Genomic DNA, 19,446 nt, shown 5'->3' with positions numbered 1-19,446 from the left:
GGCCCTTTCGAGCCCTTCGATAGAATCGACTTTACTTATTTTTTCTTGCGTTTGCGTTTACTAGGCATGACGCGAACGGTCTTGACCATGTTGTTTTCGACCTCAGTGACTTCGATCCGGTAAGGACCCACCACGATGCACATCGGATTTTCCGGAATGTCGCCAAAGGCTTCAATGATCAATCCATTAATCGTTTTTGGTCCGTCAGTGGGGAAATTCCAATGCAGATCTTTATTCAGCTCACGCAGGTTAGCAGTACCTTCGATCAGGTAGCTTCCATCCGCTTGCAGCTGGACATGGTCACTAGTGACACCACTAATGGTAGTGGTAAAGTCACCAACAATTTCTTCAAGGATATCTTCCAGCGTAACCAGCCCCTGAATATCGCCATATTCGTCGACGACTAAGCCAATGCGTTCTTTATTACGCTGAAACTTCAACAGTTGCACATTGAGCGGGGTACCTTCAGGAATAAAGTAGATATCGCGAGCAGCACGGACCAGAGATGCTTTATCCGGTTCTGCCTGGTAGCGGGTGACTAATCGCATCATATCCCGAGCATGAAGAAAGCCGATGGCATCGTCTATTTGACTGCGGAATAGCAAAACCCGGGTGTGTTGCATGTTCATCACCTGCTTCATGATAGCAGGCCATTCCTCATTGATATCGATGGCAATGATTTCATTGCGCGGGATCATAATGTCATCAACGGTTACTTTTTCCAGATCGAGCACACTGACCAGCATGTCCTGGTGACGACTTGGAATAAGTGAGCCCGCTTCATTTACGATAGTTCGCAACTCGTCAGCGCTCAGTGCATCCCGCTGCTGCTCGTTAGGGTTCATCCCGAACAGTTTCATCATGTTGTTAGTGATGAAGTTTAACGCAATGACGAACGGAAGCATGACCTTCATTAGCAACGTAATCAGAATCGAACTCGGCATTGCCACCCGTTCAGGGTTCAGCGCCGCAACAGTTTTCGGCGTTACTTCAGCGAAGATCAGAATAACCAGAGTCAGCACTATGGTCGCAAAAGCGATACCGGCGTCACCGTAGAGACGCATCCCGATAATGGTGGCTATTGCCGAGGCGGCAATATTAACCAGGTTGTTGCCAATTAAAATAAGACCAATCAGACGATCAGGTCGGTCAAGTAATTTACTGACCCGCTTAGCCCCGCGATCCCCACTCTGCGCCAGGTGGCGAAGCTTGTAGCGGTTGACCGAGACCATGCCAGTTTCCGTGCCGGAAAAATAGGCAGATATAATAATGAGTACGGCTAATATAATAAAAAGCGTACTCGTCGATATGTCGTCCAAGGGGGGTTCCTATTCTATTCGAAAGAGTAATAACTGTACGGCGTTCATGCAATAAGTCAAGGCTGTGCGCAGCACTCACCTCAGGCTAAAAGAACGTCCCGTACAAAGCGACTGCCATAATAGGCAAGAATGAGTAGCAGGCTGGCAATCAGGGTAATAATAACCGCCGGTTTACCGCGCAGTCCGCGCCAGTAATGAACCACCAGAATACCGTTAAAGGTTAGCCAGGCAACCAGGCTGAGTGAAGTCTTATGCAACTGACCAGGCGCGAACATATTCTCGACAAACAAAAATCCGCTGACAATCGCCAGGGTAAGCACGCCAGTCCCTACTGTCAGCAAGCGGAAAAAATAATTCTCCACCGTCATCAATGGCGGCAGGTTGTCACTTAACGCCTTGGCTTTGCGCTGCTTAAGCAGTCGATTAAGGTACAACAGTTGTAACGAATACAGTGCAGCCAGAGCAAGAATACTAAATGCCAGTAAAGACAAGCCAATATGTAAAGTGACACCCGGTTGCACGGTAATAGCATGGCCTGCGCGCAGCGGTGTCACAGCAACCAGTAGCAGGCTGAAAATGGCAAATGTGAAAATAACCGGACGCAGCAGGTTGGCTTCGGCCCGTAAACCACGACTAAGGTTGAAAATAGATAGCAGTGCCGCAATGATCAACAACGTGGCGGCCATATTGAAGTGGCGGAACCCCGTTTCATTGAGCACCAACGCAATACTTAACACGTGGGTGAACACCGCGACAGCACTACTGACTTGAATGCGACGCTGACCCCAGCGCGGCGATGCAGCAAAACGCTGGCCGGTAAAGACAACCGCCATCGTGTAACTGACGATACTAAGCATCAGCAGGAAGCTAATCATGTCAAGCTGAACCTTGTAGTAGTTGTAAGGTTAGTAAGTGTAAGTTCATGTTTTATGGAAAGTTCATCATGTTGGGTTGAGTATACTGCGCAACATCGCCAAACCCAACCGTCTTAAGGTATAATAGCGCAAACTTTTCCCACAGGACGTAACGTTACTATGTTCGAGAATCTAAGTGAACGATTATCGCAAAGCCTGCGCAACATTGGTGGCCGCGGCCGCCTGACTGAAGACAATATTAAGGATACTTTGCGCGAAGTGCGCATGGCGCTGCTCGAAGCAGATGTCGCACTGCCGGTGGTTAAAGAATTTATTAAGGCAGTCAAAGAGCGGGCTATTGGTGCCGAGGTCAATAAAAACCTCAACCCAGGTCAGGTCTTTATCAAAATTGTGCGTGAAGAGCTGGAAGCAGCCATGGGCGAGCCGAATGTCCCCCTCGATCTGGCAACTCAGCCACCCGCAGTGATTATGATGGCGGGTTTGCAGGGGGCTGGTAAAACCACCAGTGTCGGCAAACTGGCTCGTCACCTGAAAGAAAAGCAAAAGAAAAAAGTCATGGTGGTCAGTGCTGACGTCTATCGGCCAGCCGCGATTAAACAGTTAGAAACCCTGGCTGCAGAAGTGGATGTTGAATTTTTCCCATCAACAGTAGATCAGGACCCGGTCACTATCGCCAGCAATGCCATTGCCCAGGCACGTAAGCAATTTATGGATGTGGTACTGGTCGATACTGCAGGTCGCCTGGCGATTGATGAAGCGATGATGGATGAAATTGGTCGCTTGCATAAAGCCATCAACCCCATCGAGACGTTATTTGTAGTCGACGCCATGACCGGTCAGGATGCGGCCAATACCGCCCGTGCCTTCAACGAAGCCCTGCCTTTAACTGGTGTCATTCTGACTAAAACCGACGGTGACGCGCGCGGTGGTGCGGCGTTGTCGATCCGCCACATAACAGGCAAACCAATTAAGTTTCTTGGGGTTGGCGAAAAAAATGACGCCCTCGAACCTTTCCACCCTGACCGGATTGCATCGAGAATTCTGGGCATGGGGGATGTGCTTTCCCTGATTGAAGAAGTTGAGAGCAAAGTTGATCGGCAGAAAGCCGAGAAAGTGGCAAAGAAAGTCATGAAAAGCGGCAAGTTCAGCCTTGAAGACTTTCGTGACCAGCTGCAGCAAATGAAGAACATGGGCGGCATGATGGGCATGCTCGACAAACTGCCCGGTATGGGTGCCATGAAAGGCCAGTTGCAGGGCCAGATGGACGACAGCCTGACCACCCGCATGGAAGCTATCATTAATTCGATGACGCCAAAAGAACGTGAACACCCTGATTTGATAAAAGGTTCACGCAAGCGTCGCATCGCGACCGGTTCAGGTACTCAGGTGCAGGACGTCAATAAACTGCTCAAGCAGTTTACCCAGATGCAAAAAATGATGAAGAAAATGAAAGGTGGCGGCATGCAAAAAATGATGCGCCAAATGGGCGGTAAAATGCCACCAGGCATGTTCCCTGGCGGCGGACGTTAAGCAATACGTTTAAGCACTACCGTTAACCGAACAATAAACGGCGCAGCCAGCCACGGTTGAGCCGTTCTTCACAACCACGTAACTGACCAGCATAATTCAGTGACCGCTGATCGACGCGGCGTGAGGTTGCTACCAACCACTGCTTTTGCAAATAAGTACGACGTTGATAGCCGCCCCACCCTTCGTGGTAGTTGAGGTACTGAGCGTAGGCATCCCACTTAGAGACGCCATTGATTTGCTGGCTTTTACTAATAAACCAACCCATGAAATCAATCGCATCAGCGAAGTTGTCGCGCCGCCCGCGGCGGTTTCCTGTCTCGCGTATGTAGTCATCCCAAGTCATGGTTTTGGCCTGTGCATAGCCATAGGCATCGGACACTCGGCCCCAGGGAATAAACCCCAGGACATACTTACGCGGCGGTAATGCTCGTGAACGAAACGAGCTTTCCTGATACATCATTGCCATGGGTACGTGAATTGGCACGCCCCATTCATCCCGCATCGCTTTAGAGGCTCGCCACCAGTCCCGACGCTCTTCAAAAATATTACAGATATTCTCGGGGTCTTTCGGAGGAGCTGTCGAACATGCACCTAAAAATAGCGTGGAAACAATGGCTAAGACAGCAATCGTGATTTTTTTTCGCTTTTTTGCCAGCGACAGGAACTTTCCGCCTCGCTGCGCCTCTGAGTAAGTAAGCGATTTACACATGATTGGTCTTCCCCTGGACTACATCCCTTTTACGCGCCTCTAGCAGGCGCGTTCTTTTTTCTCTTCTGCCGCTGCAAAATAAGCCTGCAAATAAGCCGCAAAGGTCCCGCTTTGCTGAGACTCAATTGTGCTTTGCTCTGTTAACGACTTTGTCGCCAGCGCTTTTAGTTCGTCTTCGCTGTAATACTCCAGCGACTCCTGCAACAGCTGCTCTCGGTAGTGCTGGGCAAGCTGCATCGCAAACCCCTGTCCGTGCTGCTGTGCTTTACGCATATCGGCGATCAACTGACCTGACAGGGTCCGTTCCGGATTATCGATTTGCGGGCCTAAATGACCTAAAACACAACGGTAGGCATCACCACCGTTTGCATTGTCCATCACTTCTGCCAGGGGTTCCAGCGTCTTGAACAAATCTTTAAGTTGCTCTTTCAACAGCACCTGGTGTTCTCCTTGCTGTAACCGCAACCGAGGGTCACGACCATCAAGTACCACCTTGGTGAGATTTTTACCTGCCTGTTGTTGATCGTCCCAGCTCATTTTAGGACTGTCACTAAGCAGACAATGCATGAGTAACAAATCGAGAAACAGCATTTGCTCGGCGGTAATCCCCACTGGCGTGTAGGGATTGGTATCCAGCGCACGAATTTCAATGTACTCGACACCCCCACGCTCAAGAGCCTGGGTTGGAGTTTCACCAGAATGCGCTGTGCGTTTAGGCCGGATCGGCGCATAGAATTCGTTTTCAATTTGCAGAATATTGCTGTTCAGCTGACGGAACTCGCCCTGGTCATCCTGCACACCAATCTTGGCAAAACGCTCAGATGGAGTCGATACGGCACGACGCAGGCCATCAATGTATTGCTGCGCCGAATCATAAGAAATACGCAGTGCAGCCTGCTCTTTGTTGGTGTAACCAAGATCGCTCATGCGCAACGCTGTGGCATAGGGTCGGTAACTCATGCCACCGCCAAATGATTGCAGGTCTACGTCACCCGGGCTATATCGGGTAAAAGAGCTGCATACGACGGGTGACGCACCAAAGAAATATGGTACGACCCAGGCATGCTTAAGGAAATTACGGATCAGGTCAAAATACCGTTCCGAACGATAGTCGCTGCAATTCTGCGCCCCATCCTGCGCAGCCAGTTCATCCCACAGTTGGTCAGACACCGAGAAGTTATAATGCACACCTGCAATGGTCTGCATGACGGCACCGTAACGATGGGTCAATCCCTGACGGTAGGTGCTTTTCATCATACCCACATGAGATGAGCCAAAATCAGCGATACGAATGTCTTTGGGCTCATTCACATAGCAAGGCATGCTTAATGGCCATAAAAGCTCATCCCCAATATGGCGATAGGTAAAGCGATGTAAATCCCGCAGTTGGGTAAGGGTCTCCCTGACCGAGCGGGAAACCGGAGTAATAAACTCGAGTAAGGATTCCGCATAATCTGTGGTAATCAGCGGGTGGGTCAAGGTTGCACCAAGAGACTGCGGGTGCATGGTTTGCGCTAACTGACCACTATTGGTAATGCGCAACGTTTCCCGCTCAACACCCCGATTAATTCCAGCAAGGGTTGCTGTTTGCTGGCGCTGACGAAGAGCGTCGAGGCGTGCAGATAAATTCATCGACAAAGCAATTCCTATACAATTCCTGCTATCATGCGGCTAGTGTGCCATATTCGACAGTAAAATACAGCGCAGGGAGTTAACTTGAAGGTTTTATTTAAACCCAGCCAGCTAAATGTATTGCAGCATCATTTCTGGTGGATCTGCACGTTATTAGTGCTTTCTATTATCGTTCTGCCTGGTATTTGGATCACTATTCCCAGCGCCCTACTGGTCGCCCTAGCTACTGCCATCAGTATAGACAACCAGCAAAGCCGACAAAGTAAAACTATCAGTGCTGATAGCTCGCAGGTGCTCCGTCAGGTGTTCAACGACCTGCCCAACCGGGTTTACTGGCGCAATACCGAGTTAAAATTAATTGGCGCCAACCGGGCTTTTCTTGACGATTTTGGCCTTAACGACCTCAATGAAGAGGACTTTGCGCAACAGGAATTCGATGCTTTGGCCGCCAATAAAGAGCTGTTCCAGCGCGATCAGGCGACCCTTCAGGGGCAGCAGGCATGTAGCAGTGAAGAACTAAAATTGAAGCTTGGCGAAGCCGCCGACCAGACGCGCTGGGTCGAGCACGCCAGTGCCCCGCTCTACAACGACCATAACGAATTAATCGGCGTTCTCGGCAGTTATTATGACATTTCAACAATCAAGGCAGCCACGGTTGAAATGGCAGCTGCAAAAGAAGCAGCGGAGCAGGCAAACCAGTCTAAAAGCGATTTCCTGGCCAATATGAGTCATGAAATCCGCACCCCGATTAACGCCATTGTGGGAATGGCTAACCTGGCGCTTAAAACCGAACTGAATCCCAAACAACAGCGCTACCTTAAAGTGATTAATTCGTCATCCAATGCGCTGCTTGGGGTTATCAATGACATTTTGGATTTCTCCAAGATCGAAGCAAATAAGCTTACTATCGAGCATATTCCCTTTGATCTCGACGAGGTGCTCAGCACCCTGGCGGACATGTTCGCCTATAAAGCATACGACAAAGACTTAGAATTCATTATAAATCTGCCCGCCAACATACCTACCATGCTGATCGGTGATCCCATGCGCCTCAACCAGGTTCTGGTTAATCTGGTCAGCAACGCGATCAAATTTACCGATGAAGGTGAAATTAACGTCTCCTGTACCTTGCTCGAACAAAGTGACGATAAAGTCTGGTTGCGGATGTCAGTGACTGACACCGGCATCGGAATGGACGAAGAACAGCGCGCAAACCTGTTTCAGGCCTTCACTCAGGCTGACACCTCTACCACCCGAAAATTTGGTGGTACCGGACTGGGGCTGACCATCTCACAACGCCTTATAAAGCTTATGAACGGCGATTTGGGGGTTATTAGTGCCACCGGGCAAGGGTCGACGTTTTACGTCGAAATTGCGTTGCCGTTGCAGCCTAATCAGGACGCATCACACCATCAGTTGCTGCTGGAACGTCTTGAGGGCGTGCGTATCCTGGCCATCGACGACAATCTTAGTACCCGGGAAATGCTCTACGAGTTACTTCGCTCCTACAAGATGGATGCAAAAGTGGCACGCAGTGCCGAACAGGGTCTGCAAATCATGCTCGATGCTGAAACCGCGGGCACTCCGTATCAGATAGTTTTGATCGACTGGCGGCTTCCTGGCATGGACGGCCTTACCCTGGTCGAAACCATGCAGCAGAAGCTGGCTGCGGAGACCATGCCCAAAGCTATTCTGGCGACCGGGTATTACGCGGAAGAACTGGCCGAGAAAGCAAAACTGGTCGGTGCCTGTGACTTTATTACCAAACCCTATACCACCGCCACCCTGGCGCGGGTTCTGAATACCGCGGTATATGGGAACAGCAATACTGATTATGCAAATGCCAGCGATACCATCGCTCATCCGGCTAGTTCCGAACGGGTTCCGGTTGCCTTGCGCAATGCACCGTTACTGGTGGTGGAAGACAATGAAATTAATCAGCACGTAGCGAAGGAATTATTACGCGGGCACGGCTTCTCGGTGGATATTGCCGAGAATGGTGAGGTCGCGGTGAATATGGTGCAGAGAAAAGCCTACGCCCTGGTATTAATGGATATTCAGATGCCAGTGATGGATGGCTACCGCGCCGCCGAAACCATTCGCCAGAATTATAGTTACCAGCAACTGCCCATTGTGGCAATGACCGCTAATGCGATGTCTGGTGACGCAGAGCGTTCTCTCGCTGCGGGAATGCAAGGGCATATACCGAAGCCCATTGACGAAGACATGCTGCTTAGTCAAATCAGCAAGTGGGCCATTCCCGGGCCTTATGACAGCTCTAAACCGGACGACGACGGCGTCCGTGAAACACCGCCGCTGCAGCAACATAAGTATCCCCAGGTGAAAGGTATCGAGTTTGCCTCGGCTCTGGCGCGTCTCAATCATAACGCGGCGCTCTATATACGCCTGGTCAAGCAGCTAGTCGACAGCTACCAGCAAAGCGCGATGAAAGTCGCAGAGTTTATTACCCGTGGAAAACATGATGAAGCACGCCGCTATTTCCACTCGTTAAAAGGAGCCTCGGCTAACCTCGGCTTAATAGCGCTGGAGAAAAAGGCGGGTCGCCTTGAAGATGCAATGAAAGGGGGCGATATTGCGACTGTAGCAGACTTGATCGGCGGTCTTGATAAATTACTGAACGAAGCAGAACAAGCCGCCGATGACTTCGCGGCGCTGCATCAGTCACAGCAAAATTCCGACACAGGAGCAACCGGATGATCCGTTTACTATTTTTAATTCCCCTTGTTCTTTGCCTGCTTTGGATGCTCTTTCTGACCTACCGGGGGTATAGCTTTACTGAGGGTAAACAAGGGTTTATCTACATTCTGGTCATCAGCACCGTAATTGCTGCCTTCTATACCCTAATGTGGTTTATTACCTGACGCCTGGTTATTGTGAGCAGCAGACAGCTGAAAGACTGTCTGCTGCCTGGCTCTCGTTTCTTGCTCTCTAGTACGGAGAAAGTGTCTCTAACTATCCAACCAGGGCGAGTAAAATACCCGCCGCGACCGCAGAGCCAAGTACCCCGGCTACATTCGGCCCCATTGCATGCATCAACAGGAAGTTCTGCGGATTCGCGGCCAGCCCCTCTTTATTCACCACTCGCGCCGCCATCGGCACTGCAGAGACGCCCGCAGCACCCAGCAATGGGTTGATAGGGTCTTTGCTGAGTACGTTCATCAGCTTCGCCATGAGCACGCCTGCTGCCGTACCAATCACAAAGGCCACCGCACCCAACAGTAAAATCCCCAGGGTTTGCACATTAAGAAACGATGTGGCCGACAGTTGGGCGCCAACCGCCAAGCCGAGAAAAATGGTCACAACATTGATGATCTCATTCTGTGCCGCATTACTCAGGCGCTCGACTACCCCGGATTCACGCAACAAATTACCTAAGCAGAGCATTCCCACCAAGGGCGTTGCCGTGGGCAATAATAACGCGGTTAGAATCAACACCATTAACGGAAACAGGATTTTCGCCTTCTTTGAAACCGGCTTTAATTGCTCCATTTTTATTTGCCGTTCCGCTTTGCTGGTCAGCAAACGCATAATCGGTGGCTGAATAACCGGCACCAGCGCCATATAAGAATAAGCAGCAACGGCAATGGCACCGAGTAGCTCCGGCGCCAGCTGAGAAGACAGATAAATTGCAGTCGGACCGTCGGCTCCACCAATAATCGCAATCGCGGCCGCCTGTTCCAGCGTAAAGCTCATCCCCGGCACCCAATTCAATGCAATAGCACCAATTAAGGTCGCAAAAATACCAAACTGCGCCGCCGCTCCAAGAATAAACATTTTCGGGTTGCCGAGTACGGCGCTGAAGTCAGTCATAGCGCCAACACCGAGGAAAATGAGCAGTGGAAAGACGCCAGTGCTAATTCCCACCTCGTAAATGTAGTAGAGCATACCGCCTGCATCGCTCATGCCGGCGAGCGGAATATTGGTCAGAATTGCACCAAAACCAATTGGTAGCAGCAATAAAGGTTCAAACTTATGCCGGATGGCGAGATAAATCAGTAGCGCACCGACTGCAATCATCAGCAGCATGCCCCACTGCATGTTAGCCAGTCCGGTGCTAACCCATAACGTATGCAAATCTTCCAAGGTTTATGCTCCCTTTACCGCTACCAGCTCATCACCAACCTGAACATTGTCGCCCTCTTTCGCGATCAGACGTGAAACTACGCCGGCGTGTTCGGCCCGTACTTCCGTTTCCATCTTCATCGCCTCAAGAATAACCAGCACGTCCCCTTCGGCCACTTCATCGCCAACTTTGACGTTGTGTTTCCACATAGTGCCCGCCAGTGGTGCGGTAATAATGACCTCGTCGCCATCGCTTTTTGTGGGTGCAGATTCTGGCGCTTCGCTTTTCTCAGCTGGAGTTCCTTTTTCACTTGCAGCCAGACTGCCGTCAGGGCCGACCTGGACCGAGAAAACCTTACCATCGACATTCACATCATAACGTTCCACGTTGCTGCTGCTCTTATCCTTAGAGGCAGGAGCGGCCGACGGTGCTTCGGCTTGTTCGCCTGGCGCCGGTTCAAAGGCATCAGGATTGCCTCGATTCTGCAAGAATTTGAGCCCTACTTCAGGGAAAAGCGCGTAGATTAGAACGTCATCTTCAGCGTTTTCAGCCAGCTTAATATCCAGCTCGCTCGCCTTGTCTTTCAGCTCGCTTTGCAGGCTGTCCATTTCCGGCTTAAGGTTATCAGCAGGCCGGCAGGTCACAGGCTCAGCACCTTCCAGCACACGCTTTTGTAGCTCTTCGTTAACTGGGGCGGCTGTTGCGCCGTATTCGCCCTTAAGTACCGCTGCAGTTTCTTTTGAAATTGACTTGTAACGCTCACCGGTCAGCACATTTAACACCGCCTGCGTGCCCACGATCTGAGACGTCGGCGTGACCAAAGGGATGTAGCCAAGATCTTTGCGTACCGTTGGAATTTCCTTCAGCACCTCATCAAACTTATCCAGTGCGCCCTGCTCTTTAAGTTGATTCTCCATATTGGTGAGCATGCCACCAGGCACCTGAGCCAACAGGATTCGTGCATCAACCCCTTTTAACGAGCCTTCAAACTGCGCATATTTTTTTCGTACATCGCGGAAATAAGCAGCTATTTCTTCGAGTAGCTCGAGATCCAGCCCGGTGTCGCGCTCGGTCCCCTGCACCATGGCCACCAGCGTTTCTGTGGCGGAGTGACCATAGGTCATACTCATCGAGGAAATCGCGGTATCAAGCATGTCGATCCCGGCATCAATCGCTTTTTGGTAAGTCGCTGTGCTCAGCCCCGTCGTCGCATGGCATTGCATCGCAATCGGCAGGTCAACGGCGTCTTTCAATGCGGTAATCAACGACTCGCATTCATAAGGTCGAAGTAACCCCGCCATGTCCTTAATACAGATTGAATGACAGCCCATGTCTTCCAGCTCACGGGCCATATCGACCCACTTATCGATGGTATGCACCGGGCTGACAGTATACGACAAGGTTCCCTGAGCATGCCCTTCATTCTCGATGGTCGCCTTCACCGCGGTTTTCAGATTGCGCATGTCGTTCATGGCATCAAAGATACGGAACACATCGACACCGTTCTCTTTGGCCCGGGCGACAAAACGTTCAACCACGTCGTCCGCGTAGTGACGATAACCCAATAAATTCTGTCCGCGCAGGAGCATTTGCTGCGGCGTATTGGGCATAGCTTTCTTAAACTGGCGAATTCGGTCCCAGGGGTCTTCCCCTAAATAACGGATGCAACTATCAAAGGTCGCTCCGCCCCAGGATTCTAGTGACCAGTATCCAACCTGATCCAATTTTTCGGCGATCGGCAACATGTCATCAATACGAAAGCGCGTGGCCAACAGCGACTGATGCGCATCACGCAGTACAACGTCCGTGAGGTAAAGCGGCTTACTCATGAAATGGCTCCTGATAATACGAAATTAATTGGAATGTCGGGATTTACGATATTGAGCAACAGCAGATGCAATCGCGGCCATGTGGGCCGAATTCGGGCTGTTGCCTGCAGATTGTGGTTGCTTGGCTGGCGATGCCTGTTCTGGCGCCATGCGGGTTAACAAACTCACGCAGCCAGTCAGTACCAGCAGAAAGCAAAATACAGTGGCCATGCCAATTAGCATCAGCGTAACTGCATCTAGAAGCATAGAAGTCATCTGTTATCTCATCTCCATGTGGTACGACCATTACATAGGAAAGCCAACAAAAATGCAACGTTAGCAGGCATGGCAGAGATTAAACTTTGGTGGAATAAAGCAATAGCTTCACGCCTGAATCTTCAGGGTAAGCATAGTCGAAACAACGAGGATTTAAATCATATGGGGAAAGAAATGGCGCGCTCGGGAGGATTCGAACCTCCGACCGCCTGGTTCGTAGCCAGGTACTCTATCCAGCTGAGCTACGAGCGCGCTGATATCTCTTATAAAGACTTGTTATGTGATGGAAAGGAATGGCGCGCTCGGGAGGATTCGAACCTCCGACCGCCTGGTTCGTAGCCAGGTACTCTATCCAGCTGAGCTACGAGCGCGTCGTCACTTACACATCTATCGAGTCGGGACCATTTTGATGCAGTCACTGTTTATAAAAAACAATTTGCAGAAAAATGGCGGTGAGGGAGGGATTCGAACCCTCGATGAGGCTACAAACCCCATACTCCCTTAGCAGGGGAGCGCCTTCAGCCGCTCGGCCACCTCACCGGGACTTGATGGGGCAGAATGATAGCGACTCACAAAAATATGTCAAACGCTTTTTGCAAAGCACACCATCGTTTGCGTTATATTTAGCCAACTCGGGCAAATAACCTGCAACTTTTAAGCGCTAGATACAAAAAAGCTGGCGGAAGCCAGCTTTTCTGTAAGGTTATTCGTTCGAGTCGGTTGAACTCTCGCCCTTTTCTGCCTGGATGCGCATGTAAATCTCTTCCCGATGTACCGACACATCTTTTGGTGCGTTGACACCAATTCGAACTTGATTTCCTTTCACACCCAGCACTGTCACGGTGACGTCGTCACCGATCATCAGGGTTTCACCTACACGGCGGGTTAAGATCAACATTCGTCTGCTCCTTCAATACCTTATTCCCAGTACACTCGATCCACTGACGAGAACCTCGCCGAGGAACAGGCATACTACCAGCCTTTCTTTTAATAGCACTATATCAATACTCATATAGTGCTACGACGTGCTACACGTTCGGTTACCAGCCTTGGATAGCCGTTATAGCATAACATAACCTGGCTAAAGTCTAACCGCTAACTTGCTGTAGCAAGGGTAAAGAGCAGGAAAATACGACCAACGTCAAAAACTCATAATCGTTCGTTCAACCAGGCCGACACAGACTGTAAGGCCGCTTGCACGTTTTCCGGCTGTGAGCCCCCTGCCTGAGCCATATCAGGGCGACCTCCGCCTTTACCGCCAACCTGACTCGCCACATGGTTCACCAGGTCTCCAGCTTTAACTTTAGCAGTTAATGATTTAGTTACACCTGCAATCAGACTTACTTTTTCATCTGAGCTGGTTGCCAGCATCACAATGCCTTCCCCTAGCTGGTTTTTCAGGTCATCAACCATGCCGCGCAGCGATTTTGCTTCAGCGCCTTGCAGCTCCGCAATAATCACCTTAACGCCATTCACTTCGACCACCTGATCAATCAGGCTAGCGCCAGCTTGCTGGCTTAACTGCTGCTGCAAATCCGCAAGCTGCTTCTCTTGCTGCTTTTGTTTGTCCAGTAATTGCTCAATACGCGATACCAGCGTCGATTGATCAGTTTTGGTCAGCTCAGCAAGTTTCTGCAGTTGGTGTTGCTGCTGCTGGATAAAACGAACCGCAGCGGCACCTGTGGTCGCTTCGATACGACGCACGCCGGACGCAATACCACTTTCTTGCAAAATGCGGAAACAGCCAATATCACCAGTACGAGAGACATGCGTTCCCCCGCAAAGTTCGAGCGAGTAGTCGCCCATTTGCACAACCCTTACGTTGTCGTCGTACTTTTCACCAAACAACGCCATCGCGCCTTTCGCTTTCGCTTCGTCAACCGGCATAACGGCAGTCGTCAGCTCAGTATTGCGACGAATTTCAGTATTCACTTGAGTTTCAATCTCACGCAGTTGCTCTGCACTAACCGCCTGACCATGGGCAAAGTCGAAACGCAAGCGTTCTGCATCAACCAACGACCCTTTCTGGGCCACATGCTCACCAAGCACCCGGCGCAGGGCCTCATGGATTAAATGGGTTGCCGAATGGTTACGTTTAATCGCTTCACGGCGCTCCGCATCGATACTGGCAGTCAGTTCCATTCCAATAGCAAGGTCCGCTATAGCTTCACCATGATGCCCGATGGCTTTCCCGATGTACTGGGTGTCAGTCACGTTAAAAACAGCGTCAGCGGCACTCAGAGTACCTATATCGCCAACCTGACCACCGCTCTCGGCGTAGAATGGCGTGCGTGACAGCACCACAACCCCACTTTGACCGGCAGCTAATTGCCCGACCGCCTTGCCTTCGTGGAATAATTCGACAATCTGAACGCTATCTGAGGTATTTCCATAGCCGCTAAATTCAGTCACCTGCTCTGACTTCAACTGCTTAGTGTAATCAGTGGTGAACTGAGACGCTTGCTGAGCACGTTTTCGCTGCTCGTCCATCGCCACCGCAAAGCCTTCTTCGTCCACTTTGACATCACGCTCACGAGCGACGTCTGCGGTTAAATCAAGTGGAAAACCATAGGTGTCATACAGCTTGAATGCGACATCGCCGGGGATAGTATCACCCTCCAGCTCACTCAGTGCGTCATCCAGAATGCTCAGTCCGCGTTGCAAGGTGCGGGCAAACTGCTGTTCTTCCTGCAGCAGTGCCTGTTCGATGCGCTGCTGGTTGCTGACCAACTCAGGGTAGGCGTCGCCCATTTGTTTAATTAAGGCATCCACCAGCTTGTAGAAAAATGGTTCTGTCGCGCCCAATTTAGTGCCATGGCGAACCGCCCGACGGATAATGCGTCGTAACACATAGCCGCGCCCTTCGTTGGATGGCAATACACCATCAGTAATCAGAAACGAACAGGAGCGAATATGATCGGCAATCACGCGCAATGACTGGTTACTAAGATCTTCATAGCCGACCGCATTTGCTGCAGCCTGGATCAGCGCGACAAAGGTGTCGGTTTCATAGTTGGAATGCACGCCCTGCATAATTGCAGCAATTCGCTCCAGCCCCATACCGGTATCAATCGACTGCTTCGCCAGCGGCTCCATGGTGCCGTCCGGCTGGCGGTTATACTGCATGAAGACCAGGTTCCAGATCTCAATGTAACGGTCGCCATCTTCTTCCGGGGTGCCGGGAGGACCGCCCCAGACGTCAGCGCCGTGGTCATAAAAGATTTCCGAACAGGGCCCACAGGGGCCGGTATCGCCCATCGACCAGAAATTGTCTTTCTCGCCAATGCGACTGATCCGGTCTTCCGGTACACCGATTTCTTTGGCCCAGATATCATAGGCTTCGTCATCGGTTTCAAACACGGTTACCCATAATTTATCCGCAGGTAAACCCAACTGCACGGTCAAAAACTGCCAGGAGTACTGGATCGCTTCACGTTTGAAATAGTCGCCAAAGCTGAAATTGCCCAGCATTTCGAAAAAGGTATGGTGGCGGGCGGTATAACCTACGTTTTCCAAATCATTGTGCTTACCACCGGCGCGGACGCAACGCTGGGAACTTGTCGCCCGCGTATAGCCACGTTTATCGGTGCCCAGAAACACATCTTTAAAAGGCACCATACCGGCGTTGGTAAACAGCAGGGTGTCATCATTGTGAGGGATCAGGGAGCCACTGGGGACCACTTCGTGGCCGCGCTCAGTAAAGAAATTTAAAAACGCGGAACGAATCTCGGCGCTGGTCATACTCATGGAAAATGTCCTAACTTATCTGTTCGTTACTCGAAAAATGAATGGCGATTAGCCTACCATAACGTGCTGAGATTGGCACTCAGATTACCCGCGTCTTTTGCGGCGAAAAATGCGCTGCGACGAGCTCAGGAGCGATCGTCGTCATGCACTTTACTGATGGCTGCATAGACATGAGACGACAAAAAACCGCGCGAGGCCAAATGCCGCTGACGCCGGGCTTTTTCTTTATCCTCAGTCGCCGCTTCGGTACCAAAACGACGCTGGTACCGATCAGCTGCCACAGCCACCCAGTCAACGTTGGTGGATTCAAGAATTTGCTCGACCAGCGTTCTCTGGATGCCTTTCTGTGCCATGTCCGAATAAATTTTCAACGGCCCGTAGCCCGCTTCAATACGCTGTCGAACATAGCTTTCAGTAAAACGCTGATCCGATTGCCAACCACGTTCCTGCAGTTCGCTGATGACCTCATCGACCGCATCAGCCGCAAAGCCTTTATCGCGCAACTTACGGGCTAATTCGCTCGCCGAGTGCTCGCGTCTTCCAAGCAAAAAAACCGCACGCTGCTCGATTGCTTTCTTGTCATCTGGTTCAACTTTTGCCATAGATATCCTTAGCATGCTGGTTAAAACCGAGTAAAACGATCACGCTCAAAGTGAACCTTTTATACCAGCAACCGTTCCAAGCTCCAACTGAGTTCGTTTTCACAATCGTTTTATACGTCTGTTTTACTAAACAAGGATACATCCATGCGTTCTTTTTCGTTCATCTCAGTCATCACTACTTTGTCACTAACGCTGTTGCTGGTTGCCGGCTGCAGCGCCCAGGCCAATACTGCTAACGATGACGACCAGATAGTGGTCTCCGGCCAGGGCACAGTGCATGTCGTGCCCGATACCATGCGCTTTAGCCTTTGGGTCGAAGCCGACGGCCATCAGCTAAGCCCGATTAAAACCCAGGTCGACCAAATTACTGCCGCAATCTTAAACCAGTTGCAGCAACGCGATATCAAACGAGAAGACATGCGTTCGTTCCAGCTGGCAATTCATCCAAAGTATAAACGAGAAGGCGATCAAACCGTACAGGACGGTTTTCAGGTAAGCCGTCAGATTGACGTGACCCTGCGTGATGCCAGTAATTTCGACCACCTGATCGACTATGCACTTGCCCAGGGCGTCACGCGTGTCGGAAGTATTCAGTATCAGTTGGGAGATGCCAGCGAAGCGTCGCAGCAGGCTTTATTGCGCGCCATTGATGATGCCCACACCAAGGCTGCGTTAATCGCTGAACACAGCGACCGCGAGCTTGGCTCAATCATCACCATCCGCGAAAGCAGCAGCAACGGCGCCCCTATTATGCGTATGGCGGCTGAAAGCCGCACAATGGACGTCTCAGAGCCTGGCCAGCAAGCCATTAACGCACAGGTTGAAGTCGTTTTCCGCTTACGTTAAACCACGGCGTGGCTGGCACAGTGCCAGCCACCACCGCCGGGTAACAGTGCCCTCGCCGGTAACTCGATTACCGTCAGCCTGGGTTCAGCCTGCTCAATTAAACGCCGGGCAAGAGCATCTTCAGGCACGCCGAAAGTTGGCATCGCGTAGATGTCTCCGAGCCGGATACCGTTGCAGTAGCTGGCACACAGAGGCATGCCTGGCGGGCGCTGCAGCGTATTGGAGCGGCGTTGTATAGTGAGGGCCTCGGCTTCGCTCAATTGCAGTTGCGGCATCGGTAACGGCAGTAACTCGACCGCCAGTTGCTGCTCGCTCAGTTGCTGACGTAAATACGCGATAGTCTGCTGACACCCTTCATATTCAGGATGCATCGGATCGTCCGGTAGCGTCACCGCCAGTGTGCGCGAGCTTAAAAACGTCAGTAAATTGTCCGCATGACCACCCGTTTCATCACAGACTAAGCCTCGCGCCAGGGCAATACTGTTGCGTGCCGCAAACTTGTCGCGAAATAACTGGTGCAAGGTTTCTTGATTAAGCGTGGGGTTGCGCTTCGGCTCCAGTATCGATGAGGCGACATACAGCAATAGTCCCTCGCCATTGGTATGCAATGAGCCACCTTCCAATACCAAGTCAAGGATTTCGCTGTCTAACTGATAGCGCCGACACAACCAGTCACGGGCCGCCAGGTCATCGGCAAAATCCGGATCAAGACCGCCCCAGCCATTAAAGTCGGTGAGCAGACTAACAACCCTGCCGGGCTCATGGGGCAACGATGTCGGATCGGAGCATGTAGCCGATTGCTGAACATAAAAAGGTGCGCAGTCGCGCACCCATATATCCGCATAATCAACCACATCAAGCTGAATAGAGGAAAGCTGATGCGTTTTTAACTGTTCGGCTGCCTGGGCTGAGCAAGACGAATGCACTTGCAGTACCAGTTGGATTGAACGTGCCTGCAGCAATGGCTGCAGTCTGCATAGTGCATCCACAACCGCTTGCTGCGCCGCTGCCGCCTGAAACGGCCAGATATCAGTACGCCAGGGCCAGCGCAGTATTAGCGCGCGCCGAGGCGACCATTCAGGAAGAAGAACGTCCATTGCGGGTGGAAGGCTTCCTCGCCGGTGATTTTGATTTACTGCGTGGTGATGATTTAGAGCTGTCCGGCTTGCTACCTGACCCCGCCCGTCCATGCTTACTGCGTCGCACGGCTCGGCGCGCGCGTTGCAGTTGCCGCTTGCCTTCTTTCTTATCAGTCATACTAACAAAGCTTTGCTCTTCTTTCGGCAAGTCAACCAGTCTGCGAAGGTAGTTGACGCGGTCTAAAGGCAATTCCATCCATGCCCCCTGAACCAGGCCTTTCTCCAGCTTGACGTCACCATAACGGACGCGGATTAGGCGGCTCACCTGCATTCCCTGAGATTCCCACAAGCGCCGTACTTCACGGTTGCGACCTTCAGTCAGGGTGACATGGAACCACTGGTTCATCCCTTCGGCCGCCGTTGGCACTATCTTCTTAAAACGGGCGGGCCCATCGTCCAGTTTCACTCCACCGCGCAAGTTATGCAGGTGATGGTGCATGACCTCACCAAACACACGGACCGCATATTCACGTTCAATTTCCCGGCTTGGGTGCATTAAGCGGTTTGCCAGTTCACCATCTGTAGTAAACAGCAGCAACCCGGATGTATTTACATCCAGTCGGCCGACTGCGATCCAGCGCGCACCATGCAATTTAGGCAGACGGTCATAGACGGTTGGCCGGCCTTCCGGGTCTTTTCGTGTTACCAACTCGCCTTCAGGCTTGTGGTACATCAAAACCCGGCACACCATGGACGTTTCGTCTTTGACCACCACTTTATGGCCGTCGATACGCACGTCGGCCTCGCCTTCAATACGCTCGCCTAGCTGAGCCACATGACCGTCCACGCGGATACGTCCGCTGGCAATCATCTGTTCGATTTCGCGGCGCGAGCCGTGCCCTGAACGGGCCAGTACTTTCTGTAACTTCTCAGTCATAG

16 protein-coding genes and 3 tRNA genes are annotated in these 19,446 nt (G+C 51.4%); 4 read left to right on the top strand and 15 right to left on the bottom strand.

Annotation, left to right across the window (positions count from 1 at the left end; genetic code table 11):
- Positions 1-35: 35 nt before the first annotated feature.
- Complete coding sequence (locus CWE14_RS07565; RefSeq protein ID WP_126798817.1) at positions 36-1,319, bottom strand: HlyC/CorC family transporter; 1,284 nt, start codon at positions 1,317-1,319, stop codon at positions 36-38.
- 80 nt (positions 1,320-1,399) lie between these two features.
- Positions 1,400-2,194 (bottom strand): cytochrome C assembly family protein, encoded by a 795-nt coding sequence (locus tag CWE14_RS07560; protein ID WP_126798816.1) that lies wholly within the window; start codon positions 2,192-2,194, stop codon positions 1,400-1,402.
- A 159-nt stretch (positions 2,195-2,353) separates the two neighbouring features.
- Between CWE14_RS07560 and ffh the strand changes: the two genes are divergently transcribed.
- Positions 2,354-3,724: a signal recognition particle protein gene (ffh, locus tag CWE14_RS07555; RefSeq protein ID WP_126798815.1), complete on the top strand. Its 1,371-nt coding sequence runs from the start codon at positions 2,354-2,356 to the stop codon at positions 3,722-3,724.
- A 22-nt stretch (positions 3,725-3,746) separates the two neighbouring features.
- On the opposite strand, the gene CWE14_RS07550 is transcribed toward ffh, so the two are convergent.
- Positions 3,747-4,433: a transglycosylase SLT domain-containing protein gene (locus CWE14_RS07550; RefSeq protein WP_241972349.1), complete on the bottom strand. Its 687-nt coding sequence runs from the start codon at positions 4,431-4,433 to the stop codon at positions 3,747-3,749.
- 39 nt (positions 4,434-4,472) lie between these two features.
- On the bottom strand, positions 4,473-6,065 hold the full coding sequence (gene gshA, locus CWE14_RS07545; protein WP_126798814.1) for a glutamate--cysteine ligase: 1,593 nt from the start codon (positions 6,063-6,065) through the stop codon (positions 4,473-4,475).
- Between the two features lie 84 nt (positions 6,066-6,149).
- Here gshA and CWE14_RS07540 point away from each other — a divergent pair, with 84 nt between their 5' ends.
- Together CWE14_RS07540 and CWE14_RS14740 are read left to right on the top strand one after the other, a co-directional pair.
- Positions 6,150-8,783, top strand: a complete 2,634-nt coding sequence (locus CWE14_RS07540; RefSeq protein WP_126798813.1) for a response regulator — start codon at positions 6,150-6,152, stop codon at positions 8,781-8,783.
- The gene (locus CWE14_RS14740; RefSeq protein WP_198675745.1) at positions 8,780-8,947 is read left to right on the top strand and encodes a hypothetical protein; all 168 of its coding nucleotides are present in this window, start codon (positions 8,780-8,782) and stop codon (positions 8,945-8,947) included. The genes CWE14_RS07540 and CWE14_RS14740 overlap by 4 nt, the downstream gene beginning before the upstream one ends.
- 91 nt (positions 8,948-9,038) lie before the next feature.
- Here CWE14_RS14740 and CWE14_RS07535 read toward each other — a convergent pair whose 3' ends face one another.
- The 9 genes from CWE14_RS07535 to CWE14_RS07495 form a co-directional block, all read right to left on the bottom strand.
- Positions 9,039-10,124: a sodium ion-translocating decarboxylase subunit beta gene (locus CWE14_RS07535; RefSeq protein ID WP_126799099.1), complete on the bottom strand. Its 1,086-nt coding sequence runs from the start codon at positions 10,122-10,124 to the stop codon at positions 9,039-9,041.
- A 48-nt stretch (positions 10,125-10,172) separates the two neighbouring features.
- Complete coding sequence (gene oadA, locus CWE14_RS07530) at positions 10,173-11,978, bottom strand: sodium-extruding oxaloacetate decarboxylase subunit alpha (RefSeq protein ID WP_126798812.1); 1,806 nt, start codon at positions 11,976-11,978, stop codon at positions 10,173-10,175.
- Positions 11,979-12,002: 24 nt separating this feature from the next.
- Positions 12,003-12,233 carry an OadG family protein gene (locus CWE14_RS07525; protein WP_126789803.1) on the bottom strand — a complete coding sequence of 77 codons (231 nt, stop codon included), beginning with the start codon at positions 12,231-12,233 and terminating at the stop codon, positions 12,003-12,005.
- A 175-nt stretch (positions 12,234-12,408) separates the two neighbouring features.
- A tRNA-Arg gene (locus CWE14_RS07520) sits at positions 12,409-12,485 on the bottom strand.
- Between the two features lie 42 nt (positions 12,486-12,527).
- Positions 12,528-12,604, bottom strand: a tRNA-Arg gene (locus CWE14_RS07515).
- 76 nt (positions 12,605-12,680) lie between these two features.
- Positions 12,681-12,773 (bottom strand) — tRNA-Ser (locus CWE14_RS07510).
- Between the two features lie 163 nt (positions 12,774-12,936).
- A complete protein-coding gene (gene csrA, locus CWE14_RS07505) occupies positions 12,937-13,131 on the bottom strand; it encodes a carbon storage regulator CsrA (protein WP_126789804.1) in 195 nt (64 codons plus the stop codon).
- A gap of 251 nt (positions 13,132-13,382) precedes the next feature.
- Positions 13,383-15,980, bottom strand: coding sequence for an alanine--tRNA ligase (gene alaS / locus CWE14_RS07500; protein WP_126798811.1), 2,598 nt, complete (start codon positions 15,978-15,980; stop codon positions 13,383-13,385).
- A 125-nt stretch (positions 15,981-16,105) separates the two neighbouring features.
- Positions 16,106-16,582, bottom strand: a complete 477-nt coding sequence (locus CWE14_RS07495) for a regulatory protein RecX (protein ID WP_157981795.1) — start codon at positions 16,580-16,582, stop codon at positions 16,106-16,108.
- A 144-nt stretch (positions 16,583-16,726) separates the two neighbouring features.
- Here CWE14_RS07495 and CWE14_RS07490 point away from each other — a divergent pair, with 144 nt between their 5' ends.
- Entirely contained in the window at positions 16,727-17,428 is a 702-nt protein-coding gene (locus CWE14_RS07490) for an SIMPL domain-containing protein (RefSeq protein ID WP_126798809.1), read from the top strand.
- Here the strand turns inward: CWE14_RS07490 and CWE14_RS07485 are convergent.
- Both CWE14_RS07485 and rluB read right to left on the bottom strand, forming a co-directional pair.
- Positions 17,425-18,525: an agmatine deiminase family protein gene (locus tag CWE14_RS07485; protein WP_157981794.1), complete on the bottom strand. Its 1,101-nt coding sequence runs from the start codon at positions 18,523-18,525 to the stop codon at positions 17,425-17,427. The genes CWE14_RS07490 and CWE14_RS07485 overlap by 4 nt on opposite strands.
- The gene (gene rluB, locus CWE14_RS07480; protein WP_126789809.1) at positions 18,506-19,444 is read right to left on the bottom strand and encodes a 23S rRNA pseudouridine(2605) synthase RluB; all 939 of its coding nucleotides are present in this window, start codon (positions 19,442-19,444) and stop codon (positions 18,506-18,508) included. The genes CWE14_RS07485 and rluB overlap by 20 nt, the downstream gene beginning before the upstream one ends.
- Positions 19,445-19,446 lie beyond the last annotated feature (2 nt).

This window comes from Aliidiomarina soli (assembly GCF_003986975.1).
In the GTDB taxonomy this organism is placed as follows: Bacteria; Pseudomonadota; Gammaproteobacteria; order Enterobacterales; family Alteromonadaceae; genus Aliidiomarina; species Aliidiomarina soli.
Note: the sequence above shows the minus strand (reverse complement) of the source record. Positions and strands in the feature narration are given on the sequence as shown.

Excerpts from the sequence above, each read along its gene's own strand:
- CWE14_RS07560 (WP_126798816.1), bottom strand. The coding sequence starts at position 2,194 with ATGATTAGCTTCCTGCTGATGCTTAGTATCGTCAGTTACACGATGGCG.
- ffh (WP_126798815.1), top strand. The coding sequence starts at position 2,354 with ATGTTCGAGAATCTAAGTGAACGATTATCGCAAAGCCTGCGCAACATT.
- CWE14_RS07550 (WP_241972349.1), bottom strand. The coding sequence starts at position 4,433 with ATGTGTAAATCGCTTACTTACTCAGAGGCGCAGCGAGGCGGAAAGTTC.
- gshA (WP_126798814.1), bottom strand. The coding sequence starts at position 6,065 with ATGAATTTATCTGCACGCCTCGACGCTCTTCGTCAGCGCCAGCAAACA.
- CWE14_RS14740 (WP_198675745.1), top strand. The coding sequence starts at position 8,780 with ATGATCCGTTTACTATTTTTAATTCCCCTTGTTCTTTGCCTGCTTTGG.
- CWE14_RS07535 (WP_126799099.1), bottom strand. The coding sequence starts at position 10,124 with ATGCAGTGGGGCATGCTGCTGATGATTGCAGTCGGTGCGCTACTGATT.
- oadA (WP_126798812.1), bottom strand. The coding sequence starts at position 11,978 with ATGAGTAAGCCGCTTTACCTCACGGACGTTGTACTGCGTGATGCGCAT.
- CWE14_RS07525 (WP_126789803.1), bottom strand. The coding sequence starts at position 12,233 with ATGACTTCTATGCTTCTAGATGCAGTTACGCTGATGCTAATTGGCATG.
- csrA (WP_126789804.1), bottom strand. The coding sequence starts at position 13,131 with ATGTTGATCTTAACCCGCCGTGTAGGTGAAACCCTGATGATCGGTGAC.
- alaS (WP_126798811.1), bottom strand. The coding sequence starts at position 15,980 with ATGAGTATGACCAGCGCCGAGATTCGTTCCGCGTTTTTAAATTTCTTT.
- CWE14_RS07495 (WP_157981795.1), bottom strand. The coding sequence starts at position 16,582 with ATGGCAAAAGTTGAACCAGATGACAAGAAAGCAATCGAGCAGCGTGCG.
- CWE14_RS07490 (WP_126798809.1), top strand. The coding sequence starts at position 16,727 with ATGCGTTCTTTTTCGTTCATCTCAGTCATCACTACTTTGTCACTAACG.
- CWE14_RS07485 (WP_157981794.1), bottom strand. The coding sequence starts at position 18,525 with ATGGACGTTCTTCTTCCTGAATGGTCGCCTCGGCGCGCGCTAATACTG.
- rluB (WP_126789809.1), bottom strand. The coding sequence starts at position 19,444 with ATGACTGAGAAGTTACAGAAAGTACTGGCCCGTTCAGGGCACGGCTCG.